This is a genomic window from Clostridium ihumii AP5 (genome assembly GCF_000612845.1).
Taxonomy (GTDB): domain Bacteria; phylum Bacillota; class Clostridia; order Clostridiales; family Clostridiaceae; genus Clostridium_J; species Clostridium_J ihumii.
Map to the genome: position 1 here is coordinate 1 of NZ_CCAT010000009.1, position 25,028 is coordinate 25,028.

The 25,028-nt window shown below is 26.8% G+C and carries 20 protein-coding genes; 5 read left to right on the top strand and 15 right to left on the bottom strand.

Annotated features, from left to right (window positions below; all coding sequences use genetic code 11):
- Positions 1-143: 143 nt before the first annotated feature.
- Positions 144-668, bottom strand: coding sequence for an ECF transporter S component (locus BN346_RS02200; RefSeq protein WP_242838379.1), 525 nt, complete (start codon positions 666-668; stop codon positions 144-146).
- A 271-nt stretch (positions 669-939) separates the two neighbouring features.
- Here BN346_RS02200 and BN346_RS02205 point away from each other — a divergent pair, with 271 nt between their 5' ends.
- Positions 940-2,139: an AI-2E family transporter gene (locus tag BN346_RS02205; protein ID WP_034438905.1), complete on the top strand. Its 1,200-nt coding sequence runs from the start codon at positions 940-942 to the stop codon at positions 2,137-2,139.
- A gap of 53 nt (positions 2,140-2,192) precedes the next feature.
- Here BN346_RS02205 and queC read toward each other — a convergent pair whose 3' ends face one another.
- The 3 genes from queC to BN346_RS02220 are packed head-to-tail and all read right to left on the bottom strand — an operon-like array spanning position 2,193 to position 3,831.
- The gene (queC, locus tag BN346_RS02210; protein WP_034439072.1) at positions 2,193-2,852 is read right to left on the bottom strand and encodes a 7-cyano-7-deazaguanine synthase QueC; all 660 of its coding nucleotides are present in this window, start codon (positions 2,850-2,852) and stop codon (positions 2,193-2,195) included.
- An 8-nt stretch (positions 2,853-2,860) separates the two neighbouring features.
- Complete coding sequence (gene queF / locus BN346_RS02215; protein WP_034438907.1) at positions 2,861-3,343, bottom strand: preQ(1) synthase; 483 nt, start codon at positions 3,341-3,343, stop codon at positions 2,861-2,863.
- Positions 3,344-3,345: 2 nt separating this feature from the next.
- Entirely contained in the window at positions 3,346-3,831 is a 486-nt protein-coding gene (locus BN346_RS02220; RefSeq protein ID WP_034438909.1) for a QueT transporter family protein, read from the bottom strand.
- A 345-nt stretch (positions 3,832-4,176) separates the two neighbouring features.
- Between BN346_RS02220 and BN346_RS02225 the strand changes: the two genes are divergently transcribed.
- Positions 4,177-5,874, top strand: coding sequence for a methyl-accepting chemotaxis protein (locus BN346_RS02225; protein WP_034438911.1), 1,698 nt, complete (start codon positions 4,177-4,179; stop codon positions 5,872-5,874).
- Positions 5,875-5,927: 53 nt separating this feature from the next.
- On the opposite strand, the gene BN346_RS02230 is transcribed toward BN346_RS02225, so the two are convergent.
- Positions 5,928-6,761: a deoxyribonuclease IV gene (locus tag BN346_RS02230; protein ID WP_034438913.1), complete on the bottom strand. Its 834-nt coding sequence runs from the start codon at positions 6,759-6,761 to the stop codon at positions 5,928-5,930.
- A gap of 319 nt (positions 6,762-7,080) precedes the next feature.
- Complete coding sequence (locus tag BN346_RS02235) at positions 7,081-7,986, bottom strand: LysR family transcriptional regulator (protein ID WP_034438915.1); 906 nt, start codon at positions 7,984-7,986, stop codon at positions 7,081-7,083.
- Between the two features lie 118 nt (positions 7,987-8,104).
- Between BN346_RS02235 and bsh the strand changes: the two genes are divergently transcribed.
- On the top strand, positions 8,105-9,094 hold the full coding sequence (gene bsh, locus BN346_RS02240) for a choloylglycine hydrolase (RefSeq protein ID WP_034438917.1): 990 nt from the start codon (positions 8,105-8,107) through the stop codon (positions 9,092-9,094).
- 109 nt (positions 9,095-9,203) lie between these two features.
- Here bsh and BN346_RS02245 read toward each other — a convergent pair whose 3' ends face one another.
- From BN346_RS02245 to BN346_RS22170, 8 genes are all read right to left on the bottom strand, one after another.
- A complete protein-coding gene (locus BN346_RS02245; RefSeq protein WP_034438920.1) occupies positions 9,204-9,698 on the bottom strand; it encodes a hypothetical protein in 495 nt (164 codons plus the stop codon).
- Positions 9,699-9,944: 246 nt separating this feature from the next.
- The gene (locus BN346_RS02250) at positions 9,945-10,424 is read right to left on the bottom strand and encodes a flavodoxin domain-containing protein (RefSeq protein ID WP_034438922.1); all 480 of its coding nucleotides are present in this window, start codon (positions 10,422-10,424) and stop codon (positions 9,945-9,947) included.
- Between the two features lie 485 nt (positions 10,425-10,909).
- Positions 10,910-12,538, bottom strand: coding sequence for a Na/Pi cotransporter family protein (locus tag BN346_RS02255; RefSeq protein WP_034438924.1), 1,629 nt, complete (start codon positions 12,536-12,538; stop codon positions 10,910-10,912).
- Between the two features lie 473 nt (positions 12,539-13,011).
- Entirely contained in the window at positions 13,012-13,353 is a 342-nt protein-coding gene (locus tag BN346_RS02260; RefSeq protein ID WP_034438926.1) for a DUF2500 domain-containing protein, read from the bottom strand.
- Between the two features lie 1,164 nt (positions 13,354-14,517).
- On the bottom strand, positions 14,518-16,434 hold the full coding sequence (locus BN346_RS02265; protein WP_034438928.1) for an ABC-F family ATP-binding cassette domain-containing protein: 1,917 nt from the start codon (positions 16,432-16,434) through the stop codon (positions 14,518-14,520).
- A gap of 435 nt (positions 16,435-16,869) precedes the next feature.
- Complete coding sequence (gene msrB, locus BN346_RS02270) at positions 16,870-17,826, bottom strand: peptide-methionine (R)-S-oxide reductase MsrB (RefSeq protein ID WP_034438929.1); 957 nt, start codon at positions 17,824-17,826, stop codon at positions 16,870-16,872.
- Between the two features lie 168 nt (positions 17,827-17,994).
- A complete protein-coding gene (gene abc-f / locus BN346_RS02275; RefSeq protein WP_034438931.1) occupies positions 17,995-19,689 on the bottom strand; it encodes a ribosomal protection-like ABC-F family protein in 1,695 nt (564 codons plus the stop codon).
- Positions 19,690-20,398: 709 nt separating this feature from the next.
- Positions 20,399-20,533, bottom strand: coding sequence for a hypothetical protein (locus BN346_RS22170; protein WP_278245484.1), 135 nt, complete (start codon positions 20,531-20,533; stop codon positions 20,399-20,401).
- A 956-nt stretch (positions 20,534-21,489) separates the two neighbouring features.
- Between BN346_RS22170 and BN346_RS21875 the strand changes: the two genes are divergently transcribed.
- Positions 21,490-21,660, top strand: coding sequence for a DUF6019 family protein (locus tag BN346_RS21875; protein ID WP_187372120.1), 171 nt, complete (start codon positions 21,490-21,492; stop codon positions 21,658-21,660).
- 463 nt (positions 21,661-22,123) lie between these two features.
- Positions 22,124-22,465, top strand: a complete 342-nt coding sequence (locus tag BN346_RS02285) for a DUF5412 family protein (RefSeq protein WP_034438933.1) — start codon at positions 22,124-22,126, stop codon at positions 22,463-22,465.
- Positions 22,466-23,316: 851 nt separating this feature from the next.
- On the opposite strand, the gene BN346_RS02290 is transcribed toward BN346_RS02285, so the two are convergent.
- A complete protein-coding gene (locus tag BN346_RS02290) occupies positions 23,317-25,020 on the bottom strand; it encodes a [FeFe] hydrogenase, group A (RefSeq protein WP_034438936.1) in 1,704 nt (567 codons plus the stop codon).
- Between the last annotated feature and the right edge of the window lie 8 nt (positions 25,021-25,028).

The window sequence follows — 25,028 nt, forward strand, 5'->3', positions numbered from 1 at the left end:
AAACCTCGCCTACAAAGATTTGTTGTTGATGTGAGATTACATTAAAATAACTTTATGTAAGGTTATAAATTCACTTACAAACTTTGAGATTTTCTTTATAAAAAAAGCCACCTACAACTTAATATTGTAAGTGGTTATATATTTTATTCTGCAAAAGCATCATTTATAAATCTAGCTGTTGCTGCTTTAACTGCTACAGCTAATGGTATTGCAATTACAAGTCCTATGCCTGTTGTTATAGATGAAGTTAACAAACTTGCAACAGCACCTTGCCATCCTTTAAATAAAGCCCAGTTAAATACAAAATATCCTAGTAGCGAAACAACTCCTCCTGCTACAAATCCTAATATATTGTAACTTAAACTTTTACCATTATTACCATTGGCAAAAGCTATTTTGCCTGTTACATACCCCATAAGACCTTTTACAATAAGAGTTGGAATTACCCAAAGTGAATATCCTGGTGATATTAAATCAAATAGTGCACATCCAATACCTGCTGGAATAGCTGCTTCTTTACCAATAAGAATAGCTATTATAAATATCATTGTAGTTCCTAGATGAATCATAGACATACCACCACCTATAGGTATTGGAATATGTACCCAAGTACCTACAAAACACAGTGCTGTAAATAATCCCATTAATATAATTTTCTTTGTTTTCAAATTACTCCCCCCATAATCAAACAAATTCTACTAACAATTCAAACCTTAACCTAATTTTTGAATTATTATGTACATATTTACATTTTTTTAATATCTATATACATAATAATATATTGGTTTAATTTAGTCAAACATACATTATATTACATTAATTTCAACTTTTCCTTATTTTTTTCTGTAATAATTCAATTTATATTGACTTATTCATATTCTAGTTGTAACTTATTTATATACTAAAATAAAATTCAAATTAAAAGAAGGTGATTTAAATATGAAAGTTGAATTTGATAAAAAATTGTTTAAATATGGTGTATATATAACTTTAACAGCAATTGTTATATATGTTTCATTTTTACTACTATTCAACATAGGTACTATTTTTAAAACAACTTTTGCTATTTTAGCTCAATTAATTAATTTAATTAAGCCATTATTAATAGCCATTGTTATAGCATACTTGTTATTTCCTATTACTAATGGAATTGAAAAATTTCTTGATAAAAATAAGTTTCATAAATTTAAAAATGAGTCAACAAAGCGTGTATTGGCTATTTTAGGTGCTTATCTTTTAATAGTAGGTATTATTATGCTTTTAATTTGGGGTATTTATTTTATGATTGGTGGTCAATTATCAAATAATACAACATTAACTAATATAATAGATGAGATTACACAGTATTTAAGAAATAGTTCATTATCAGCTACATCCATAAAAACAGCTATTGAAGGATTAAATATTCCACTTTTAGATAATCTAGAACCACATATTATAAATGCAATTAATTCTTTACAAACATACATTGCAAGCAATCTTGGAAATATGACATCCTCAATTATGTCTATTGGCAGTAGTATTGCTTCATTCTTTATTGCTTTTATAATTAGTATCTACCTTTTAAAAGATTATGAATACTTTTTATCTCTTTGGAATAAAATTTACTACTTAATATTTGGAAATAGCATTTTAGGTGGTAAAATAACTCATATTTTCAAAGTTATTCATGATGTATTTGGTAAATATATTCGTGGACAATTATTAGAAGCTTGTTTTGTTGGAATACTTTCTTCTATAGCACTTGCTATTGCAGGCATAGACTATGCCATTGTCATAGGTTTAATCGCGGGAATATCTAATATGATTCCTTATGTTGGCCCTATAGTTGGAACTGTTCTTGCTGGAATCATGGGACTTGCTAGTGGAAAACCAATAAAAGTTCTCTATGCAATTATTGCAATGCTAATAGTACAACAAGTAGACAATAACCTTTTAGCTCCAAAAATTGTTGGAAACAGTGTTGGATTACATGCTGTATTTACAATGATGGCTATTTTGATAGGTGGTAATATTGGTGGTTTATTTGGTATGTTACTTGCAGTTCCAATAGCTGCATCATTAAAAGTTCTTTTTAATGATTGGTATGATAAATATACAAAAACTGAACGTAAAAATAAAAAGAATATTATTTCTTAATTTAAATGAGGCTTTTATTATATAAAATAAAAGCCTCATTTAATAATATTATTTTATTTGCTATAATTAGTATAAAATTCATCTAAGCCTTTTGCTCTTAATTTACATGCTGGACATTTTCCACATCCCTCTCCAATAATTCCATTATAACAAGTTAATGTTTTATCCTTTATAATTTGAAATGCTCCTAAGTCATGACTAAGTTTCCATGTATCACATTTATTAAGCCACATCAATGGAGTATGGATTATAAATTCATAATCCATAGCTAAATTTAAAGTTACGTTTAAAGATTTTATAAAACTATCTCTACAATCTGGATATCCACTAAAATCACTTTCTGAGACACCAGTAACAATATGCCTTAATCCTTTATTTTTTGCATATATTGCTGCAAAACTTAGAAAAATCATATTACGTCCCTCAACAAAGCTGTTAGGAACTTTTTCATCATTTTTAACTTCTTCAACTTCAATATCTTGTCTTGTTAAAGAATTTGATGTAAGGCTATTTAATAATGACATGTCTAAAATATCATAATGAATATTATACTCTTTGCAAATGTCACTAGCACATTTGAGCTCTAATTTATGTTTTTGTCCATAATCAAATCCTATTGCTATTACATTCTTAAAGTTTTCCATACACCAAAATAGACAAGTAGTACTATCTTGTCCTCCACTAAGAACAACTAAAACATCTTCATTTTTCATAATACTCATTATCTATTGTCCACCTTTTCTGGATACATATCATGACTTATAAGTCTATTAAAAGCTACCTCTTTCCATTTAGTACCTTTCTTACCATAGTTACAATAAGGATCAATAGATATTCCTCCTCTTGGTGTAAACTTTCCCCATACTTCTATATACTTAGGGTCCATAAGCTTTATTAAATCTTTCATTATAATATTCATGCAATCTTCATGAAAATCTCCATGATTTCTAAAACTAAATAAATATAATTTTAAAGATTTACTTTCAACCATTTTTTCATTTGGAACATATGATATATAAATTGTTGCAAAATCTGGTTGTGATGTTATTGGACAAAGACTTGTAAACTCTGGACAATTAAACTTTACAAAGTAATCATTATCTTTATGTTTATTTTCAAAGGTTTCAAGAATTTCTGGTGTGTATGAAAAATCATACTTTACATTTCTATTTCCTAATGAATTCAATTTTAAATTTTCCTGCATAATTATTCTCCAATCTTACCTTTAAATATTTTTATTAAAATTACACCTAAAATAGCTGGAACAACTTGTCCAAGGCACAAACTAATAGCTAAAACCTTATAAGGCACAATTAATATTTGTGATAACCAAATAGGCACCAAAATACCTGGAATAAGTATTATAGGAATTGCTACAAAACATATATTTAATTTAAACTTTCTAATTAAGCAAATTAAAATTGAGGTTATTACACCTACTAATCCTCCACCTAAAATATCAAATATACCTAATCCACCTAGTAAAATATTAGATATGACGTTCGAAAGACCAAGGGGTAAAACTAAGAATGGGCATAGATAAGCTAATGCATACAATGTTGTAGCAATACGAATTTGTACTGCACCAAATGAAAAACTTTGAGTTAAAAACATTATTACTACGTAAAGTGCTATTACTATACTTGAAGTAGTAAGCTTTTTGGTTTTTAAACTTCTATTATCTATTTCCATAAAATCACCTCCAAAAAAATAAAAGATGGAGCATTGCTCCATCTTAAAACACATAAATAAACTTTTTTATGCTCTCCTAGTTTTGTTTAGAGACAGGATGGTCAACGAACTGTCTTATTTAATTTAATTTATTTTACTTTCTTGATTATAAATTATATTTTTTCTAAAATCAAGAAATTATTATATGATTTTACATAAATATATTAAATATCTTTGAAATACTTTACAAAATAGATTTTTATAAGATAACTATCATGTTATAATTAAATTGCATATTCTGTAAGTTTATGTTTTATATTAATGTTTTTAAAAATTTTATGCACTTTTAAGAAAGGACTATTTTTTATGAAAAGTATAAAAACAAAAATATTGTTTCCAATTTTTTTAATGTCAATATTTTTCATTGGATTTATGGGAATTCAATTTATGCATACTAAAACGAACTTAAATCTTGTAAACGAAATGAAAGATAAACATTTTACTACTATGCTAAAAGCAAATGATTTAAAATTAAGTGTTGTTCAAGTTCAACAATGGCTTACTGATATAAGTGCAACTCGTGCTGCCGAAGGCTTTGATGATGGCTTCGAAATTGCTGAAGATTATGCCAATAATGTAAAAACTATTTTAAGTGAACTTAAAGATTTAAACCCTAAAAGTGAGTCAATGCTTAATGATATTGAAAAAAGTTTTGAGCCTTATTATGAAACTGGAAAAATAATGGCCTCTGCTTATATTAGTGATGGGCCTTCAAAAGGTAATAAATTTATGGAAGACTTTGATGCAAATGCTGAAACCATTAATAAAAAAGTTGATGAATTCAAGATTATATCAAGTGAAAATATTGATAAAAGTATAAATAACATTAATAAGTCTGTTGGTAAAACCACTAACTTAATTTTAATAGACCTATTTATATTAGTTATTATTTCAGCACTTTCAACAATGTTTATAAATAAAAATATACTTATACCTATAAACAAGATATTGCTAAAATTAAATGATATGTCAAATAACAGCAGTGATTTAACTGAACATATTGATTTTGTTAGTAATGATGAAATCGGCAGACTTGCTTCAAGCTTTAATTTAATGCAAAATTCATTTAGAGAAATAATTAAAACTATTACCTCTGAATCACTTAGTGTTGAAGACAAAGTAAAATCTGCAAATACAACTATAACTGAATTAAACTTATTAACTGAAAATGTATATTCAATTACCGAAGAAGTTTCTGGTGGAATGGAAGAAACTGCTGCATCTACAGAGGAAATACGCGCATTAGCTTCTGAAGTTAGTAGCAATATAGATTTAATTGCTAAAAAAGCTAAAGAAGGTTCAAATGAATCAAATATAATTAAATCTAGAGCAACTGAACTTAAAAATGTAGCACTTACTTCTAAAATCAATGTAGAAAAAATAAATACAGAAACTCAAACCAAACTTTTAAATGCTATTGAAAATGCTAAACAAGTTGAAAAAGTAAATGTTTTATCTGATGCTATCTTAAAAATTTCATCACAAACTAATTTATTGGCATTAAATGCAGCAATAGAAGCTCAAAGAGCTGGTGAAGCTGGAAAAGGATTTTCCATAGTTGCTGAAGAAATAAGAAAACTTGCAATAGACTCTAAAGATACAGTATCAGAGATTAGAGTTGTTAATGATTTAATTGTTGATACCGTTACTAATTTAGTAACTACTTCAAAAGAAATGATAGATTTTATAAACGCTAACGTTATAAGCGATTATAACATGATTGTAAAAACTGGTGAACAATATAATGATGATGCTACTATGATTTTTAACATGACCAAAGATTTCAGTGAAATGTCTAACAACATAATGATTGCAATGGAAACTATAGTGCAATCTATAAATGAAATAAGTGATTCTACTAATTCTTCGGCTAATGGCACTAATAGCATTGCTGAGAAAATGAATTTTCTTTCTGAAAAATCTCATTCTGTAGTAAAGCTTATTGATGAAGTTAATACTAGTAGTAATACACTTAATGATACAGTAAGTAATTTTATAGTATAAAGTACATAAAAACAGAGTATAAAAATCCTTATACTCTGTTTTTTATTTAAATTTTATTCCTTGTATAATCCTCTTAATAATTCTATTTCTTTTTGGTATCCATCAAGTTCATTTGGCGTTTCAAGGAAAAATGGTAAATGACGTAATTTAGGATGATTAATTATATTTTTAATTGCTTCTATTCCTAAAGATCCTTCACCTATTTTTTCATGTCTATCTTTATGACTTTCAAAAGGATTTTTACTATCATTTAAATGTATTGCTTTCAATTTATCAAGTCCAATTATTCTATCAAACTCTTCTAAAACCCCATCTAAATTATTTACTATATCATATCCAGCATCATATACATGGCATGTATCAAGACAAACCCCCATATGATCTTTTAATTCAACTTTACTTATTATCTCTTGTAATTCTTCAAAACTTCTTCCTATTTCCGTTCCTTTTCCTGCCATTGTTTCTAATAAAACTGTTGTTGTCTGTTCTTCTTTTAAAACAGAATTCAACATATCTACTATGTACTGAATTCCAACTTCTACACCTTGTTTAACATGACTACCTGGATGAAAATTATATAGATTATTAGGTACATATTCCATTCTCACCAAATCATCTGCCATCATTTCCATTGCAAATTTTCGAGTATCTTCCTCTTTAGAACAAGCATTTAAAGTATATGGTGCATGAGCAAGAATCACTCCAAAATTATTTTCTTTTGCTATTTCTAAAAACTCTTTAACATCCTTCTCGTCTATATCTTTTGCCTTTCCACCTCTAGGATTACGAGTAAAAAATTGAAAAGTATTAGCTCCAATTTGAACTGCTTCCTTTCCCATATTTTTAAAACCCTTACTAGTTGACAAATGACATCCTATATTTAACATATATCTATCTTCCTCTCTTGTTTATTCTAAAAGCCTAATTAAAAATAATATATAACCATAAAAAATTCATCTTGGAGAATAAATTCCCCATTATAATATTCTTAATAAACATAGTTTTAATAGTAAGTATAACTATTATTTTATATGTTTTAACTAAATTGCTCTTCAAATTATTATAGAAATTGATTTAAAAAACTGAGGCTTTAGTTTTATTGTTAATTATTAATTCTTGTACAATAGTTCAAACTTATATATCTAAATGATACTACAGTTATATAAAACTTTGCAATGGATAATTTTTATTATTTAAAAGTTTTTATTATTGTTTTATTTCTTCATTAAAATTTTTAAATAACTCTTCACCTATTTCATTAAGCGATTTATTCTTAATTTTCAAAAACCAAAGTGCTGGACTAAGTGTATTATTATCATTCACTACTTTCATTGTTTTTATATTATTTCTCTTATCATAAGAATCATTCATAATTGCATAAGATGGGCCAAATGAAATTGCCATATTTTGTTCTACTGAATTTATTATAGAACTAAAATTATTTGTTTGAAACAAAACATTAGCAGACTTTTGAGTTTCATTTTCAATATGACTCAAATAATTTAGTAAAAATTTATCATTATAAATAGCTAACGGTTGGTTAATAATATTTTCATAATCTAAAATATCAAAACTAGCAATTGGAGAGTTTTGATTAACTAAAAAATAAAATTCTCCATCTATAATCTTAGTAATTTCATAATTTAAATTGTGATTCTTAATATTATCAGAAAACGCAATCAACACAAAATCTAATTTTTCTTGTTGCAATAAAATTAATAACTCTTCAGTATTTTGCTCAATTATTGTGCTTTCAATAAATGGATATTCATTTTTCAACTTTTGAAGTGACTTAATAAGCGGAGAATTAATTCCTGGAATACATCCAATTCTTAACTTAACTTTAGGACTTTGAAATTTCTTATCACAATATGCATATATATCTTTTTTTCTTTCTAAAATCATATATGCATTTCTAATTATATACTGTCCTTGTATTGTTGGAAAACTTCCCTGCTTTGATCTTTCAAATATTTTTATTTTTAATTCATTTTCAAGTGAAGAAACTGCTTGACTAATAGCTGAAGTGGTTAAATGAAGTTTATTAGCAGTTTTTGAAAAACTTTTTTCTTCTGATAATGTTGTTATAATTTCAAGTTGTTCAAAATTCATAACTTACCTCTTTGTATTAAGTTGTACTTAACTATATGTTAAGTAACTTTATTTTTACTTAATTATATCATAGTTGTAAAATTTAAATATAATAAATTAACAAAGGAAGTGTAAATAAATGTGTACTAGTTTAACTCTTAAAACTGAAAACGGATATAACATTCTTGCTAGAACAATGGATTTTGCAATAAAACTAAATGAAGAAGTTCATTTAATACCTAGAAACTATAATTTTATTAGTGATATAGATAAAAAGCCTTTAAAAGTCAAATATGCTTCAGTTGGTATGGGAATGTTAGTAGATAATCATCCTGTACTTGCAGATGGTGTAAATGAAAAAGGATTAACATGTGCAACTCTGTATTTTCCTGGATTTGCCGACTTTGAAAATGGACTTAGCGAAAATAAAACAAATATTGTAGCCTATGATTTAGTTGTATATTTACTATCTCAATTTGCTGATATAAATGATGTAAAAGCCAATATGTCCAATGTAGAAATATTATCTAAAAATATATCTGTATTAGGTGTAACTCCACCTTTACATTGGATTTTATGTGATAAATCATCTAAGTGTATAGTTATTGAAAAAACAATTAATGGCTTGCAAATTATAGATAATCCTATTGGGGTAATGACAAACAGCCCAAATTTAGAATGGCATTTAAATAACTTACGCCAATATATAGGACTTAATCCTAAACAACTTTCACCTACTAAATGGCAAGATTTAGACTTAAGTCCATTTGGTCAAGGTTCTGGTACTTTTGGATTACCTGGTGATTTTACTCCACCATCTAGATTTGTTAGAGCAAGTTATTTAAAAAACAATATCTTAAATGTAAAAACAGAAACTGATGGTGTAACAGCTGCCTTTCATATATTATCTGAATGTAATATTCCAAAAGGTGCAGTAATAAAACAAGATGACTCTGTAGACTATACAATTTATACATCTGCAATGTGTAGTGAATCTGGTTCTTATTATTATCACAATTATGAAAATCGCCAAATATCTGCTGTTCACCTATTTAATGAAAATTTAGACTCAGACAAAGTAAAAGTATTTCCAAACTGCAATTCTCAATGTATAAATAATTTAAATTAAGATTATTTATTAATAATTGTATAAACTAAAGTATTAAATTGAAACCTATATAAAACTTAAACTAAAAAAGGTATGAACTACAAATTAAAGTAGCATACCTTTTTATTAATTATGAGAAAAACTCTTTATGTTCAATATCTACTATATCTTTAGCATTTACTTTTATATCTACCACTCCACTAGCATTTTTCCCAACAAGTCTAATTGAATACTTTTCATCTTTTGATGTTTTAAAACTTATATTGCTATTTTCTTTAAAATCTATTTTTTTCTTAATTATATTATAATTAGAATCTAATACTACAATACCGAAAGTTCCATTTTCTATATTACTATTATCCTCTATACTAATATAATTATTTTTACCTGATTTAAACTCCATGATTGTCCACTTTCCAGTAAACTTTTCAAACTCAAAACTGCAATAATTATAGTCATTTTTATTATTGTTTGTAGATTTAACACTTCTCTCTTCTTCATTTTTACTACTCAAATATTTATCAGAACATATGTATGAAGAACTGCTTTTATATGAATTAATGAATAAACTTATCGTTATTACAAGTATTATAACAATTAATAATACTTTACCTCCTCTATTCACCACTACTCCCCCTTAAATTAACATTAAAATCCATAAAACAAAATAATTTATATTAATATTTTTTACTTTATAGTATAATTATATAATTACATTATTTTCTATATTAAGTATATCATTTTCTTCTATATTTTTCTAATATTTTTATAACTGTTATCTATATAAAGAAATATAGGAATCACAATATTATATATAAAAAAATAAATGGTAAAATCTTATATTTTTAAGATTTTATCATTTATTTTTTTATTATTTATTTATTTCTACAACTAATTTTTCTATTTCTTCTTTTTTTATTTTAGATTCACTTTCTTTCTTTTTAGTTAGCATTTTTATTATAGTTTTTTCAAAAAAGTTCATCTTGTCAAAATCATATTCATAACCACAGTAACTTTTATATAAGACTTTATCTAATAATTCTTTAGGGAAATTAGCATTCCATTGCTGTTCTAATTTCTTTTCGTCTTCCATTCCTGCACACATATAAAAATATAACTTCTTATCTTTTAAATAGCTCAAATTCTTTTCTATCCAATCCTTTAATGTCTTAGGTGCTTGTCCTGCTTTTATACCTGTTCCAATTACAACTTTATCTATTTCTTTTAGATTAAGTAATTTCCATTCCATTACATTTGCAACTTCTACTTCGCCATTTATTTTATCTTTAATCATATTTGCTACTTTTTCACTAGTTCCATAATTACTTCCGTAAACTATAGCTGTTTTCATAAAAAACCACTCCTCTATATAGACTCTCTATAATTTTTCTAATTTACATATAAATACATATTATATTAATTATTCTATATTGTAAACACCTGATTATGTTTATTACTTATACATTTATTATAACACTTTGCAAGGTTGAAATCTGGCCTAATTATTAATTGAAAGTTGAGAATTGAAAATGATTTATAATATTATTTAATTCAATTTTTTCTCCTTCGTAGCTGAGACTTTAGTCTTGGTGGTCTTTGATACGAAATTAACATTCAAAATAACACTTTGCAAGGTTGAAACCTCGCCTACTTATTAATTGAAAATTAAAGATTGAAAATGACGTTATGTAAGAATGAATTCTCACCTACAAAATTTGGGACTTTAATCTTGTCCGTGTTTTATTCATATATGATTTTACAAGGTTGAACTTTGTTTATAATAAAAAACAGCTTTAAAATTTAAAAGCTGTTTTTCTATTTCATTTATGTATTAAATTATGCATATGCTTTATGTTTCTTACCAGCTTTTATTGTTGCTATGTTATTAGCATGATCTCCTATTCTTTCAATGTTTGATAGTAAATCAAAGAACATAACACCTGAATCAGCTAAACACATTTTAGAGCTTAATCTTTTAATATTATTCTCTCTAAATTTAACTTCTAGCTCATCTATTTTTTCTTCCATTTCTTCTGCTATATTCTCATTTATGCTTTCATGGTTTTCATAATTTTCTATTGCTAAATCCAATGCTCTTAATGTAGTTTCAAACATTTCCTTCACTTCATCTATTGCATCTTCTGACATTTCAATTTTCTTATTACATTTCTCTAAAGCAAGTTCTGCTATGTTTTCTGAATGGTCACCTATTCTTTCTAAGTCATTTATAGTATGATATATTTGACTTACCAATTTAGCATTTTCTTCTGGTAAATTCTGTTCTGAAAGCTCTACTAAATATTCTGTTATATCTTTTTCTAAAATATTTATTGTATTTTCATTTTCATAAATCTTTTCAATATTTTCTTCTTTATCATTAAAGAAAGTATTCATGGCCAATTCAAAGTTTTCCTTAGCTTTTTTCGCCATTCTTATAGTTTCTTTAACAACTTGAGCACTAGCAACTACTGGAGTTTCTAGAAGATTTTTATCTAAATAGATTGCTCCTTGAATTTCTATTTCATCATCCTTTTCTGGCAACATACGATCTACTAGTTTAACCACATATGTTGATACTGGAAGCATTACAACTGTTATAACAATATTAAATATAGTGTGTGCATTTGCTACTTGTCTTCCTAAATTATCAGGAGTCATATGTGCTACTATTTTTACAACTTGTGATACAAATGGTAAGAATAATATTGTTCCAAAAATCTTGAATAATAAATGTATTAATGCTGCTTTTTTTGCAGTTCTATTAGCTGTTAATGATGCTATTATTGCAGTTACACATGTTCCTATGTTACAGCCTAGAACCATTGGGAATGCAACTTTCATATCTATAGTTCCCGCTGTAGCAAGTGCTACTAAAATTGCTGTTGTTGCTGATGAACTTTGTAGTACCGCTGTCATTACAACTCCTACAAATACACCTAATAATGGATTAGTACCTACAACCAAAATAAAATTTTTAAAAGATTGTAATTCTGAAATTGGCTCCATTGAAGATGACATCATTCCCATCCCCATAAATAATATACCAAATCCTACAGAAATTACTGCTAATTCTTTTGTTTTTTTCTTTTTAGCCGCCATCATAAGTATAGCACCTACGCCAATAAATATAGGTGCTACAACTTCTAGTTTAAAACTAACCATTTGAGCAGTTATAGTTGTACCTATATTAGATCCTAATATTACGCCTGTAGCTTGAGTTAAAGACATAAGTCCTGCATTAACAAAACTAACAACCATAACAGTAGTCGCACTAGAACTTTGAATAATAGCAGTTACTATAGTACCTACAAATACTCCCATTAGTCTATTACTTGTTATTTTTTCTAAAATACCCTTTAGACCTTCACCTGCTACATTCTCAAGTCCATCACCCATTAGTTTCATTCCATACAGAAATAAACCTAATCCTCCAAAAATACCTGTAAAAATTTCAAAGTTACTCATAAAAAATTATTAATCCTCTCGCTTTATATTATTTATACACCATAACTATTTATCACCAACCATTAAATACCATTAACTAACAAAATAATTGCATATATAGTTTATTCTTTTAACGGTGTATTCATCTTTTTAGGCGACCAATGCTCAAAATATTCATTTAATACGACTTTGGTACCCTATAAAACTTGATGTTTCCATCATTTTTTACTATAATATATTATTTTTTAGATCTTTTTTAAAGACCATCCCCCTTTATTAATTTATTTTATAAATAGCTTTTTTTCAATCTATACCAATTTACAATTTATCATTCTAATTATATGCTGTCAATGGTTTTCATTATTTAAAAAAATTCAAATCTTTCACAATTTGTAGTATTACTTATAATTTTTTCTATTTATTAAACATTTGAAATATATTGTTATTCTGGTAAAAAGTTAATTGAAAAGTTTTTATATTTTTTGATATTCTTTTTATTTTTCTACAGTTCTATCATTCCACTGAAATCTTAAAAATCTAGTTCCTTGAAAAGTTAAAATGCCCCACTCAAACTCTTCAAGTTCATAAAATATTCTTCTATTAACAACAAAGTTAACTTCACTACCCGTATCAAGCTTAAATTCAAGTTTAAATGTTTCATTATGATGCATAACATTATTTACATCCATAGTCATACTAACATCTTTTTTTCTATTTATAAGTTGTGCTTTGATAGATATAACTGGCGAATTTTCGTTTTTTACATATTGTCTAATTCCATTTATAATTACAATTGCTAAAATTATAAAAAATAAAATTTGAAAAACTATAATCATATATTTACCTCCATTTGCTAATCAGCATAGTTCTTTATATTAGCATATTCAAAATGTATATTGATTACCTTCATGTATTTTATATTTAATTTTGTTTACAATAAATTTAATGTTCTTAATTATAATTATGTAAACTAATTTAATAATAGAATATATAATTTATTATGGCATCAAAAAACTCCAAGGTTGAAACCTTGGCTACGAAGAAAAAATTAAAGTTAATGAAACAATTTATTATGAATAACCCCTTGTATCATTTTCAATTAAAAATTGTAGGCGAGAATTTATTCTTGCATAACGTCATTTTACATATATTACTTCTAAATTTATATCTATATCAAAGTCCACCAAGACTAAAGTCTCAGCTACCGATAAAAGCAAGTTTAATTAAAAGTCCCAACTTTTGTAGGCGAGGTTTTAACCTTGCATAACGTCATTTTAATGTATTACTTCTAATTTCAAATCCATATCAAAATTCACCAAGACTAAAGTCTCGGCTACGAATAAAAGCAAGTTTAATTAAAAGTCCCAACTTTTGTAGGCGAGGTTTTAACCTTGCATAACATCTTTTTACATATTATTTTTCAATTTCTATTCTGTTAGTGACTGACTTTACTTGCTTATATAAGTATATTATTTAAAAAGATAATTAATTATAAAAAGGTAATTAGTCTATAATATGTCCGTCCCTCTTGTTGATTGGTATATTTAAGGATGAATCCAGTAAAATTTAGCAAGGATATATTCCCATATCAAAGTCTGCCAAGACTGAAGTCTCGGCTACGAATAAAAGCAAGTTTAATTGAAAGCACCAACTTTTGTAGGCGAGAATTCATTCTTGCTTAACGTCATTTTTAATATATTATTTCTTATTTTACATCCATATCAAAATCCGCCAAGACTGAAGTCTCAGCTACGAAAAGAAAATAAAAAAACACCAAGGTTAAAACCTCGGCTACGTTGGATATCAAATCAAAAACCCCAACTATCGTAATCGAGAATTTATTCTACTTAACGTTATTTTACATATATTATTTCTTATTTTACATCCATATCATAGTCCGCCAAGACTGAAGTCTCAGCTACAGTACATAAATCAAATAGCACAAATACAATAAGAAAAGCAACATAAATCTAAAATATTTGATTTATGTTGCTTCTTTTTTAACTATTTTTTTGTTCTTCTATTTTATCTGCAAGTTCATTTAAATAAACCCATCTTTCCATAAGTTCATCTAGTTCACTTTTTAATGTTTCTTGACTATTTAATAACTCTTGTAGTTTTACAAAATTACTTCCATTCTTCCCTATTTCTATCTCAACATTTTCTATTTCTTCTTCTTTCGCTGCAATTTTATCATCTATTTCTTCATATTCTTTCATTTCTTTATAAGAAAATTTAAGTGTCTTCTCTCTTTTTTTATTTTTATAATCATTATCCTTAGGCTTTTCTTCTTTTTTAGCTTCTTCTACTTCTTTTAAAAACTTTTCTTGATAGTCTTTGTAGTCACTATAATTTCCTGTAATTTCTACTATCTCACCATTACCTCTAAATGAGAATATTTTATTAGCTATTCTATCTAAGAAATATCTATCATGGGAAACCGTTATAACTGCTCCATTAAATTCTTCTAAATATTCCTCTAATATATTTAAAGTATCTATATCTAGATCGTTTGTAGGCTCATCTAGAAATAATACATTGGGACTTTCCATAAGTATTTTTAAAAGATATAGTCTTCTTCTTTCTCCACCTGATAATTTATTTATAGGTGTATATTGACTTGGTCCTTCAAACAAAAATCTTTCAAGCATTTGAGATGCAGAAATACTTGTTCCATCGTTAGTAACTACAAATTCTGCACTTTCTTTTATGTAGTCTATAGCTCTTAAATCATAATCCATTTCCTCATTTTCTTGCGAAAAATACCCAAGTTTCACTGTTTCTCCAAAAGATATTTCTCCACTATCTGCTTCTAACTTGTTACTTAACATATTTAAAAGTGTAGATTTTCCCATTCCGTTATTTCCTATTATACCCACTCTATCTTCTTTAGTAGCTATATAACTAAAATCTTTTATTAAATGTTTATCCCCAAAGCTTTTACTTATATTATCTACTTCTATAATTTTTTTACCAAGTCTACTGCTTCCTGTACTTATATTAACTTTTTCATCATTAACTTCAATTTTTCCATTTTTAATTTCTTCAAATCTATCAAGTCTTGCCTTTTGTTTTGTACTTCTAGCCTTTGCCCCTCTTTTTACCCATTCAAGTTCTCTTCTATATAGGTTTTGTCTTTTTCTTTCTAAGCTTTGTTGCATTTCCATACGCTCTATTCTTTTTTCTACGAACATAGAATAGTTTCCATCGTATGTATATAAATTTCCTTTTTCAATTTCAAATATTTTATTTACAACTCTATCTAAAAAGTATCTATCGTGTGTAATCATAAGTAATGCACACTTACGAACCTTTAATTCATTTTCAAGCCATTCAATTGCTTCATTATCCATATGATTTGTAGGCTCGTCTAAGATTAAAAGGTCACACTTTGCAATTAAACTACTAGCGAGTGCAATTCTTTTTCTTTGACCACCAGATAAGTTTTTAACTTTTTCATTAAAATCATTTATTTTAAGTTTTGTAAGAATTCTCTTAGCATCACTTTCTATTTGCCATCCATTTAAAGCATCCATTTTACTTTGAAGTGTTGTAAGCCTTTTTTGAAGATTTTCATTCATACTATCTTTTTCTAATTTATAAAGTACCTCTTCATACTCTCTTAAAACCTTCATAACTTCTGAAGATCCTTTAAAAACTAAATCTAAAACATTGTCTTCATCATCATAAAAAACTTCTTGAGTTAAATATTCAATTCTAAGTCCATTCATTTTTACAACATTTCCATTGTCGTAAGACTCAATACCTGCAACAATTTTTAAAAGTGTTGATTTTCCAGCACCATTAACTCCTATAATACCTATTTTATCTTCGCTAGAAATTGTTAATTTTATATCATCTAATAAAACCTTATCACTATAGCTTTTCGTTATATTATCTAAAGTAATTAAATTCATATGTTACCATCCTTTATTTTATATTTATCTAAGAATAAAGCACGTTTTCTACATGCGATTATTTATATATTTTTAAAATCAAATTATACATCATATCCTTATATTATAGTATATATAATATTTTTGCACAAACAACAATGAATTTTAAAATTCTTCTCCCCTTCCTAGCTGAACATTTCAAAATAATATATCAAAATAACGTTTTGCAAGGTTAAAACCTCGCCTACTTTATTAATTGAAAGTTGAAAATTGAAGATTGAAAATTATATTATGCAAGAATAAATTCTCGCCTACAAAGGTTGGGGCTTTCAATTCAACCTCTGTTTTTCTCGTAGCTGAGACTTTAGTCTTAAAAGTTCTTGATACGGGAATATATTTTTAAAATAATAAAAAAACTCCAATTAAAAGAGTTTAATCTTTAATTGGAGTTTTATATTATTTTTCTAATAAATCTAGACTATATCCTTCTTCTTGCATTTTGTGTTTAGGCACAAACCTAAGTGCTGCTGAGTTAATACAATATCTAAGACCACCTTTATCTTTTGGTCCATCTTCAAAAACATGACCTAAATGTGAATTGCTATGAGTGCTTCTAACTTCTATTCTAAACATATCGTGTGAAAAATCATGTTTTTCTCTAATATGCCCATCATTTATAGCACGTGAAAAAGAAGGCCAACCACATCCTGCGTCAAATTTATCTTTTGAAGAGAATAATGGTTTTCCACTTATAATATCAACATATATTCCTTCTTCAAAATTATCAAAATACTCATTATCATGAGGTGGTTCTGTACCATTTTCTTGTGTTACATAATACTGCATTTTAGTAAGTTTCTCTTTAAGTTCTTCTTTATTACAGCCACAATTATTCCAAGTATCTTCTATAAAAGCCTCTCTTCCTGAGCCTTTATAATACAACTTATATTTTAATGGTTGTTTTTTATAATAATCTTGGTGATACTCCTCGCCAACATAAAAATCATTAGCTTCTTTTATTTCTGTTGCAATTGGTGTTTTGAACTTTTTACTTTTTTCTAAATCATCTTTGTATTTGGTTGCAATTTCTTTTTGTTCATTATCAATATAGAAAATAGCTGTTTTATAGCTTTCCCCTCTATCATTAAACTGTCCCCCTACATCAGTTGGATCTATATTTCTAAAAAATATATCAACTAAATCATAGTAGCTTATTTCATCTTCATCATAAGTTACTCTAACCCCTTCATAATGACCAGTATTTTCTCTTAAAACCTCTTCATATGTTGGATTTTTCTTATGTCCACCAGTATATCCAACTTCAACTTTTAAAACTCCATGACATTTATCAAAGGGTTTTACCATGCACCAAAAACACCCACCTGCAAAAATAGCTTTCTTCACTTTACCCATATATATCACCTCACATTTATTATTAAGCATTGTAAGTGTAAGGTTCCAAATTGAAAATAACATGCTTATCAAATGACAATGATTAAGTTACATTTTATATCCATTATCATATTTGGAACCAAATTTAAATTAACAATTAAAATAATACTTTAAATTAAATATTAAAATTTAAATCTTTTTTAACTCCCAAAGTATATTTTTATATTCTTCATCTAAAGTCATATATTCTTCACTTTCTTTTTGTACATTACAAAGCTTTCCTAATACATAGCTTAACCTATTTTTTAAAATCATTTCATTTTCTTTAGATTTATCTTGATTTTTTTTATTTATATATTCATCAAAAGTATATTCGTATCTATTTATTGTATTATTTTCAAATACTAACAATTTTGATGAAATTTTTGTAAGCATGTATCTATCATGTGTTACCAATATTATAGTTCCACTATATTTATCTAATGCATCTTCAAGTTCTTCTCTAACATGCAAGTCTATATGATTAGTAGGTTCATCTAATATTAAAACTTCACAATTATTTTTAATCATAAGAAGGAGTTTAATTTTCATCCTTTCACCATGACTTAAAGAACTTAAATTTTTACTTAAATCATCTGTAGTAAAACCCATTTGGAAAAGTTCTCTTCTTAAAATCCCTTCTTCCTCTCTAGATTTATAAGAAAATAATTCTATAATCTTCTTAGCTTCTTTAAGTTCTGGGATTTCTTGACTCATATAACCAATTTTTGCATTAGGATTTAAATTTATTTCACCATCCACTTGAATTTCTCTTAAAATGGCTTTTATTAATGTGGTTTTACCACATCCATTTTTCCCAATCAAAGCTATTTTTTCTCCTCTTTTAATATAAAAAGAGCTATTTTTAAATAAGACTTTGCCATTAAAAGATTTACTAATATTTTTTGCTTTTAATATTAATGTTCCCTTGTTTTCTCCATTGTTAACATTAAAGTTTATACTCTTTTCTTTCTTTGGCTTCTTTACTCCTTCTACTTCTATTTTCTCAAGTTTTTTTATTCTAGACTTAACTTGTATATCTTTTTTCTTTGCTTTAACTCTAAAATATTCTTTAACGCCCTTTTTCCCTCCAATTGTACTTGCCTTTTTAGTAGAGTCTCTATGAGCTTTTTCTGACCAAGATTTTAAAGTTTCTATTTGATTTTCTATATTTTTTTTATATTTCTCTTGTTCTCTATATCTATGCAATGTATTTATATATATTCGTTTCTTCTCATCCCTATAAAAAGAGTAGTTACCTTTATACTCTTTACATATGCCATCTTCTATTTCAATTGTTTTATTAGTTGTTTTATCTAAAAAATACCTATCATGTGAAATTATTAAAATAGTATTTTTATAATAACTTATTCTCTTTATTAAATACTCTATTCCATCATAATCTAGATTATTAGTTGGTTCATCTAAAATTAACATATCGTAATTTTTTGAAAACAAATATGCAAGTGATAATTTAGTTTTTTCCCCTCCACTAAGACTTCTTATTCTATCTTCATTTAGTAAATTTTCTGCATTACTAATTCCAAGCTCACTACATATTTTTAAAAACTCTTTTTTAATAACCACACTTTTATTAAAAAGTTCTTCATCATAACTTGATTGATTTAAATAGCCTATATTCATATTTTTCATATGCCAATTTAAATTTCCACCATCTAAAGGATAAATTCCTTTTATTATTTTAACTAACGTTGTCTTTCCTACTCCATTGTCTCCAACTATCCCTATCCTATCTCCAGTAAATATATCTAAATTAATATTTTTTAATATATCAAATTCTCCAAAATTCTTTTTTATATTTCTACACTCTAATATGACTGACATAAAATCACCTTTCCTTTTATGCAGTACCTTTAACTAAAAACACCTTTTAAATTTTATTCATAATATTAACCATAACAGTATTATTTGATAAAAAAATACTAGCCATGTTATAGTTTATTACCATATTTATATCTGTAATAAATCAACAGTTAACAATGATTGTGGATATTACTCACTTCGCTTTTAATATCTAAAAATAAAACTATAAAAAATAAAACTGCAAATGAAAATTTCATTTACAGTTGTTTATTGCAAATCCAATGAAAAGTGTTAATTTATAATGACTTATATAAATGGTTAAAGCCTTAAATTACCTTTAAAATATATTATAATTTAGAACCAAAATTTTAGCTAAAAAAATATATGGCTTTCTTTACTTAAATATATTTTAAATTTTAAAACTACAAATATATAACTTGTTTCATATATCATTATAAAAAATAAAAGCAACTGTATCTGATGTTTTAGCTATATTTGTTCGCACACAAATAAAAGGGTACTGCCCTTAAATTTTTAAACAAATTTTTAAAATTAATTAAGCTAAAACTAAAATACGCATCACTTTCTCCTTTTCTAAAATTAAATATTTTTCTTTTATTATAACACATTCAAGTCTAAAAGTTAATAACATAAAGAAAATTAGCACATATTTAAGTGCTAATTCCCTTTTAATGACAACTTTGTGTGGATTTTTAAAACATATTACTAATTATTTCTTTTCCCATGCAATCATAACAAAATCTTTGCCAGTTTCTTCTTTTACAAATTTTTCACATTTGTTAATTGCTTCTTGCTCTACACTACCTACATCTGCAACTTTATAATTCTTTTTATAATCTTCCATTTCCTATTCCTCCTTTCATTTAATTTTATAATATTGTTCCCATATACATTAAAATTATATACATTTTTAAATCCCTAAACCTCAATTTAAAATAAAATCATTATACGCCTTACACTTTCCATATTATAATTTAATACATCCATATAAAAATCCGCCAAGACTAAAGTCTCAGCTACAAAGGAAATCAAATTGAAAACCCAACTCTTATAGGCGAGAATTCATTCTTGCTTAATGTCTTTTATATATTACTTCTAATTTTACATCCATATCAAAGTCCTCCAAGACTGAAGTCTCGACTACGAATAAAAGCAAGTTTAATTGAAATCCAAACTTTTGTAGGCGAGAACTTATTCTTGCTTAACGTCATTTTACATATATTACTTCTAAAATTACATCCATATCGAAGTCCGCCAAGACTGAAGTCTCAGCTACGAAAAGAAAATAAAAAAACACCAAGGTTAAAACCTCGGCTACGTTGGATATCAAATCAAAAACCCTAACTATCATAATCGAGAATTTATTCTTACTTAACGTTATTTTACATATATTACTCCTAATTTTACCTCCATATCAAACTCTGCCAAGACTGAAGTCTCAGCTACGAATAAAAGCAAGTTTAATTGAAAGCCCAACTTTTGTAGGCGAGAATTTATTCTTGCTTAACGTCATTTTACATATATTACTTCTAAATTTACATCCATATCGAAGTCCGCCAAGAATGTAGTCTCAGCTACGAAGAGAAAATAAAAAAACACCAAGTTTGAAACCTCGGCTACGTTGGATATCTAATTAAAAACCCCAACTTTTGTAGGTGAGAATTCATTCTTGCTTAACGTTATTTTTATGCTTTTTTAAATATTTAAGATAATATATTTAAAGGATTGAATAATACATTTTCATAAAGTATGTTATAATTAATTTACAATAAATAGGATATATTTTAGAGGGGGATATTTATGTGGGATGAATTAGGTGTTAGTAGTGGTACTGCCATTATTGTTTTAATTGCATTGTATTTTGTTATTAAATGGTCTGTTAAAAATGGAATTAAAGAGGCCTATAAAGATATTGCTGAAAACAAGTTCTCTGAGAATGAAGAATCTCTAGAGTCTGAAGATAAAATTTAAAATTCCTAATTATAAACTAAAATAGCACTATGTATGTTTAATAATATAAACCATAAAGTTTTAAAATAACAGTTCAATATATATCTATTTTTAGAAAATGGTATACTTTTATAAAGTATTGGGAGGATATTTATGCTTTATAACTTTGAAATTTATATTTATATATGTTCTTTTATTTTTTTATTGCATTTAATTTATATGATAAAATCCAAAAGTTCAAATAAAATTCCAAGTTATTTATTCATTTTAAATTCATTTTTCTTTATTTTTATTTCGAATTTGAGTGATTTTAATTATGGTATTTACATTGATGAACACAATTTAGTAGGAAATTATGTTTCTTCAATATGTAATATTTTTAATAATCTTGCCTTTTTAATTATTCTATTTTTATTTATTGTAATTAAATCTAAGGATAAAAAGAGCATACTTTATGATAAATAAATTATAAGGAGAGAACTTAATGAAAAATATAAAAAAATATGTTCCGTTTTTAATAGTTTTTATAATTTCTATTATTACTTACGGACTTGTAAAAAACTTAAACAGTAATATGACAAATATTCCTAGAACTACTTATATTAGTGAATCTACATCACCTACTGGAAAATATACAATAATTAATTATATTATAGAAGACAATTTTAATCCACCTATCATAAGTTGTGATTTAACAGACAACACTAATAAATCCATGGAACCTAAAAACATATATCATGTTTCTAATGAAGATGATGCAATTGTCAATTGGTTAAGTGAATCTAAAGTTAAAATAAACAGCAAAACAATTACATTAGAAGAGTAAAACTCAATGAAAAAGCTAAGTCAAAACAATCTTAATTTGACTTAGCTTTTTATAATTTACATATTTATTTCTAATTTTACATCCACATCAAAGTCCGCCAAGACTAAAGTCTCAGCTACAGTTTATGAATTAAATATATTGTCAATGGGATGAATAATATTTTCCACCATTTTCAATTTTTAATTTTCAACTTTCAATTAATTAAGTAGGCGAGGTTTTAACCTTGCTTACCGTCATTTTAATATATTATTTCTTATTTTACATTCACATCAAAACCTACCAAGACTGAAGTCTCAGCTACGAATGAGCCAAAACCCTCGTAGCCGAGAATTCATTCTTGTATAACGTTATTCATATTACTTTTCAATTTACAATCTGTTTGGGACTGACTCTACTTGTCTTGATAAATATCTCTTTTAAAAGGGATATCCATTATAAAAAGGCAATTAGCATATAATATGTCTGTCCCTCTTGTTCATTGGTATTTTTAGATCTAGAGCAATAAATATTAGCAAGGATATCTTCCCGTATCAAAAACCACCAAGGTTGAAACCTCGGCTACAAAGGATATCAAATCAAAAGCCAACTTTCGTAGGCGAGGTTTTAACCTTGCTTACCGTCATTTTAATGTATTACTTCTAATTTTACATCCATATCATAAGTCCGCCAAGACTGAAGTCTCAGCTACGAAGAAACTAGAAATAAAATTAAAAGTCCCAATGTTTATAGCAGAGAATTTATTCTTGCATAACGTCATTTTACATATATTACCTCTAATTTCAAGTCCATATCAAAGTTCGCCAAGGTTGAAACCTCGGCTACGAAGAGAAATTGAAAATTGATAAAAGAATTTATTTATTGCATTTTCCATAATGAACATGTAGTAATTCATGACTTCTGTCTTTTAAAAGTCCATTGTATAGTGAAGTAATCATTGGATTTTCTTGACTTCTCTTTATTTCTGTAACTTTATCGTCTTTGTAAAGTCCTTTCATTCTTTCTTCTTTAACTTTACTAAAGCTAAATGGTTGTCCTGCTCCAGCTATGCATCCTCCTGGGCAAGCCATAACTTCAACAAAATCAAAGTGTTCTTCTCCACTTTCAATTCTTTCAATTAATTGTTCTGCATTGTTAAGACCACTAACTACACCTATACGAAGTGTTTTATCTCCCATAGGAAGTTCTAGAGCTTTTATACCATCCATTCCACGAACACCTATAAACTCTATATTTTTAAGTGCTTTCATGCTCTTATCTTCAACAACTCCACGTATAACTGCTTCTGTAACTCCACCGGTAGTTCCAAATATAACACCAGCTCCTGAGTGTACAGAAAACGGCATATCTGGAGCTTCTGCTTCTATTTCATCAAATTTGATTCCAAGTTCAGTAATCATTCTACATAATTCTGTTGTTGTAATTACATAATCTATATCTCTAATGCCATTTCTTACAAATTCTTCTCTAGCAGCTTCTGATTTTTTAGCTGTACATGGCATAACTGCAACAGAAATAGTTTCCTTTCCTTCTTTTTCATCTCTTTCTTTAAAATATTCTTTAACTATGCTACCAAACATTTGCATAGGTGATTTACAAGAAGATACATACTTCATAAGCTCTGGATGTTTTGTTTCCACATATCTTACCCAAGCTGGACAACAAGATGTAAATAATGGATAACTATTGTCACCAGATTCTAACTTTTCTAAAAATTCCTTTGTTTCTTCTATAATAGTTGTGTCAGCAGTTAAAGATGTATCATAAATTTCATCAAAACCAATTCTTCTCATAGCAGCTACTATCTTATTCATAACATTTTCGCCATGCTTTATTCCAAACTCTTCACCTAAAGCAACACGTACTGCTGGTGCAATTTGTACTACTACTCTTTGTTTTTTATTATAAATAGCTTCCCAAACACTTGCAGCATCACTTCTTACAATAATCGCTCCAGTTGGACAAACTGCTGCACATTGTCCGCAACTTACACAATCAGTTTCAGAAAGTTTTCTTTCAAATGCAGGACTTACTTCCATCTTAGGTCCACGATATGCAAAATCTATAGCTCCAACATTTTGCACTTCATTACAAACTCTAACGCAGTCTCCACATAAAATACATTTGTTTGGATCGCGTATTATTGCTCTTGATGATGTATCTAATTTTTGTAATTTATGTGTATCTTTAAATCTAATCTTTTTAACACCAAATCTTAACGCTAATTCTTGAAGTTTACATTTTCCATTCTTCTCACATATTGTACAATCTCTACAGTGAGATGCTAATAAAAGTTCCAAAATCATTTTTCTGTGTTGATTTATTTTTGGAGTATTAGTTTTAATAGACATTTTATCCTTAGGTGGTGTAGAGCAAGAAGCTATAATTCCGCCTCTCTCATCTTCAACAACACACATTCTACAAGCACCATAGATAGACAATTCTGAATAATAACAAAATGTAGGTAAATCTATGCCAGATTTTCTAACTACATCTAAAATATTCTTTTCTTTATCAAACTCTACTCTATTGCCGTCAATAATCATATACTTAGACATACTTTCTA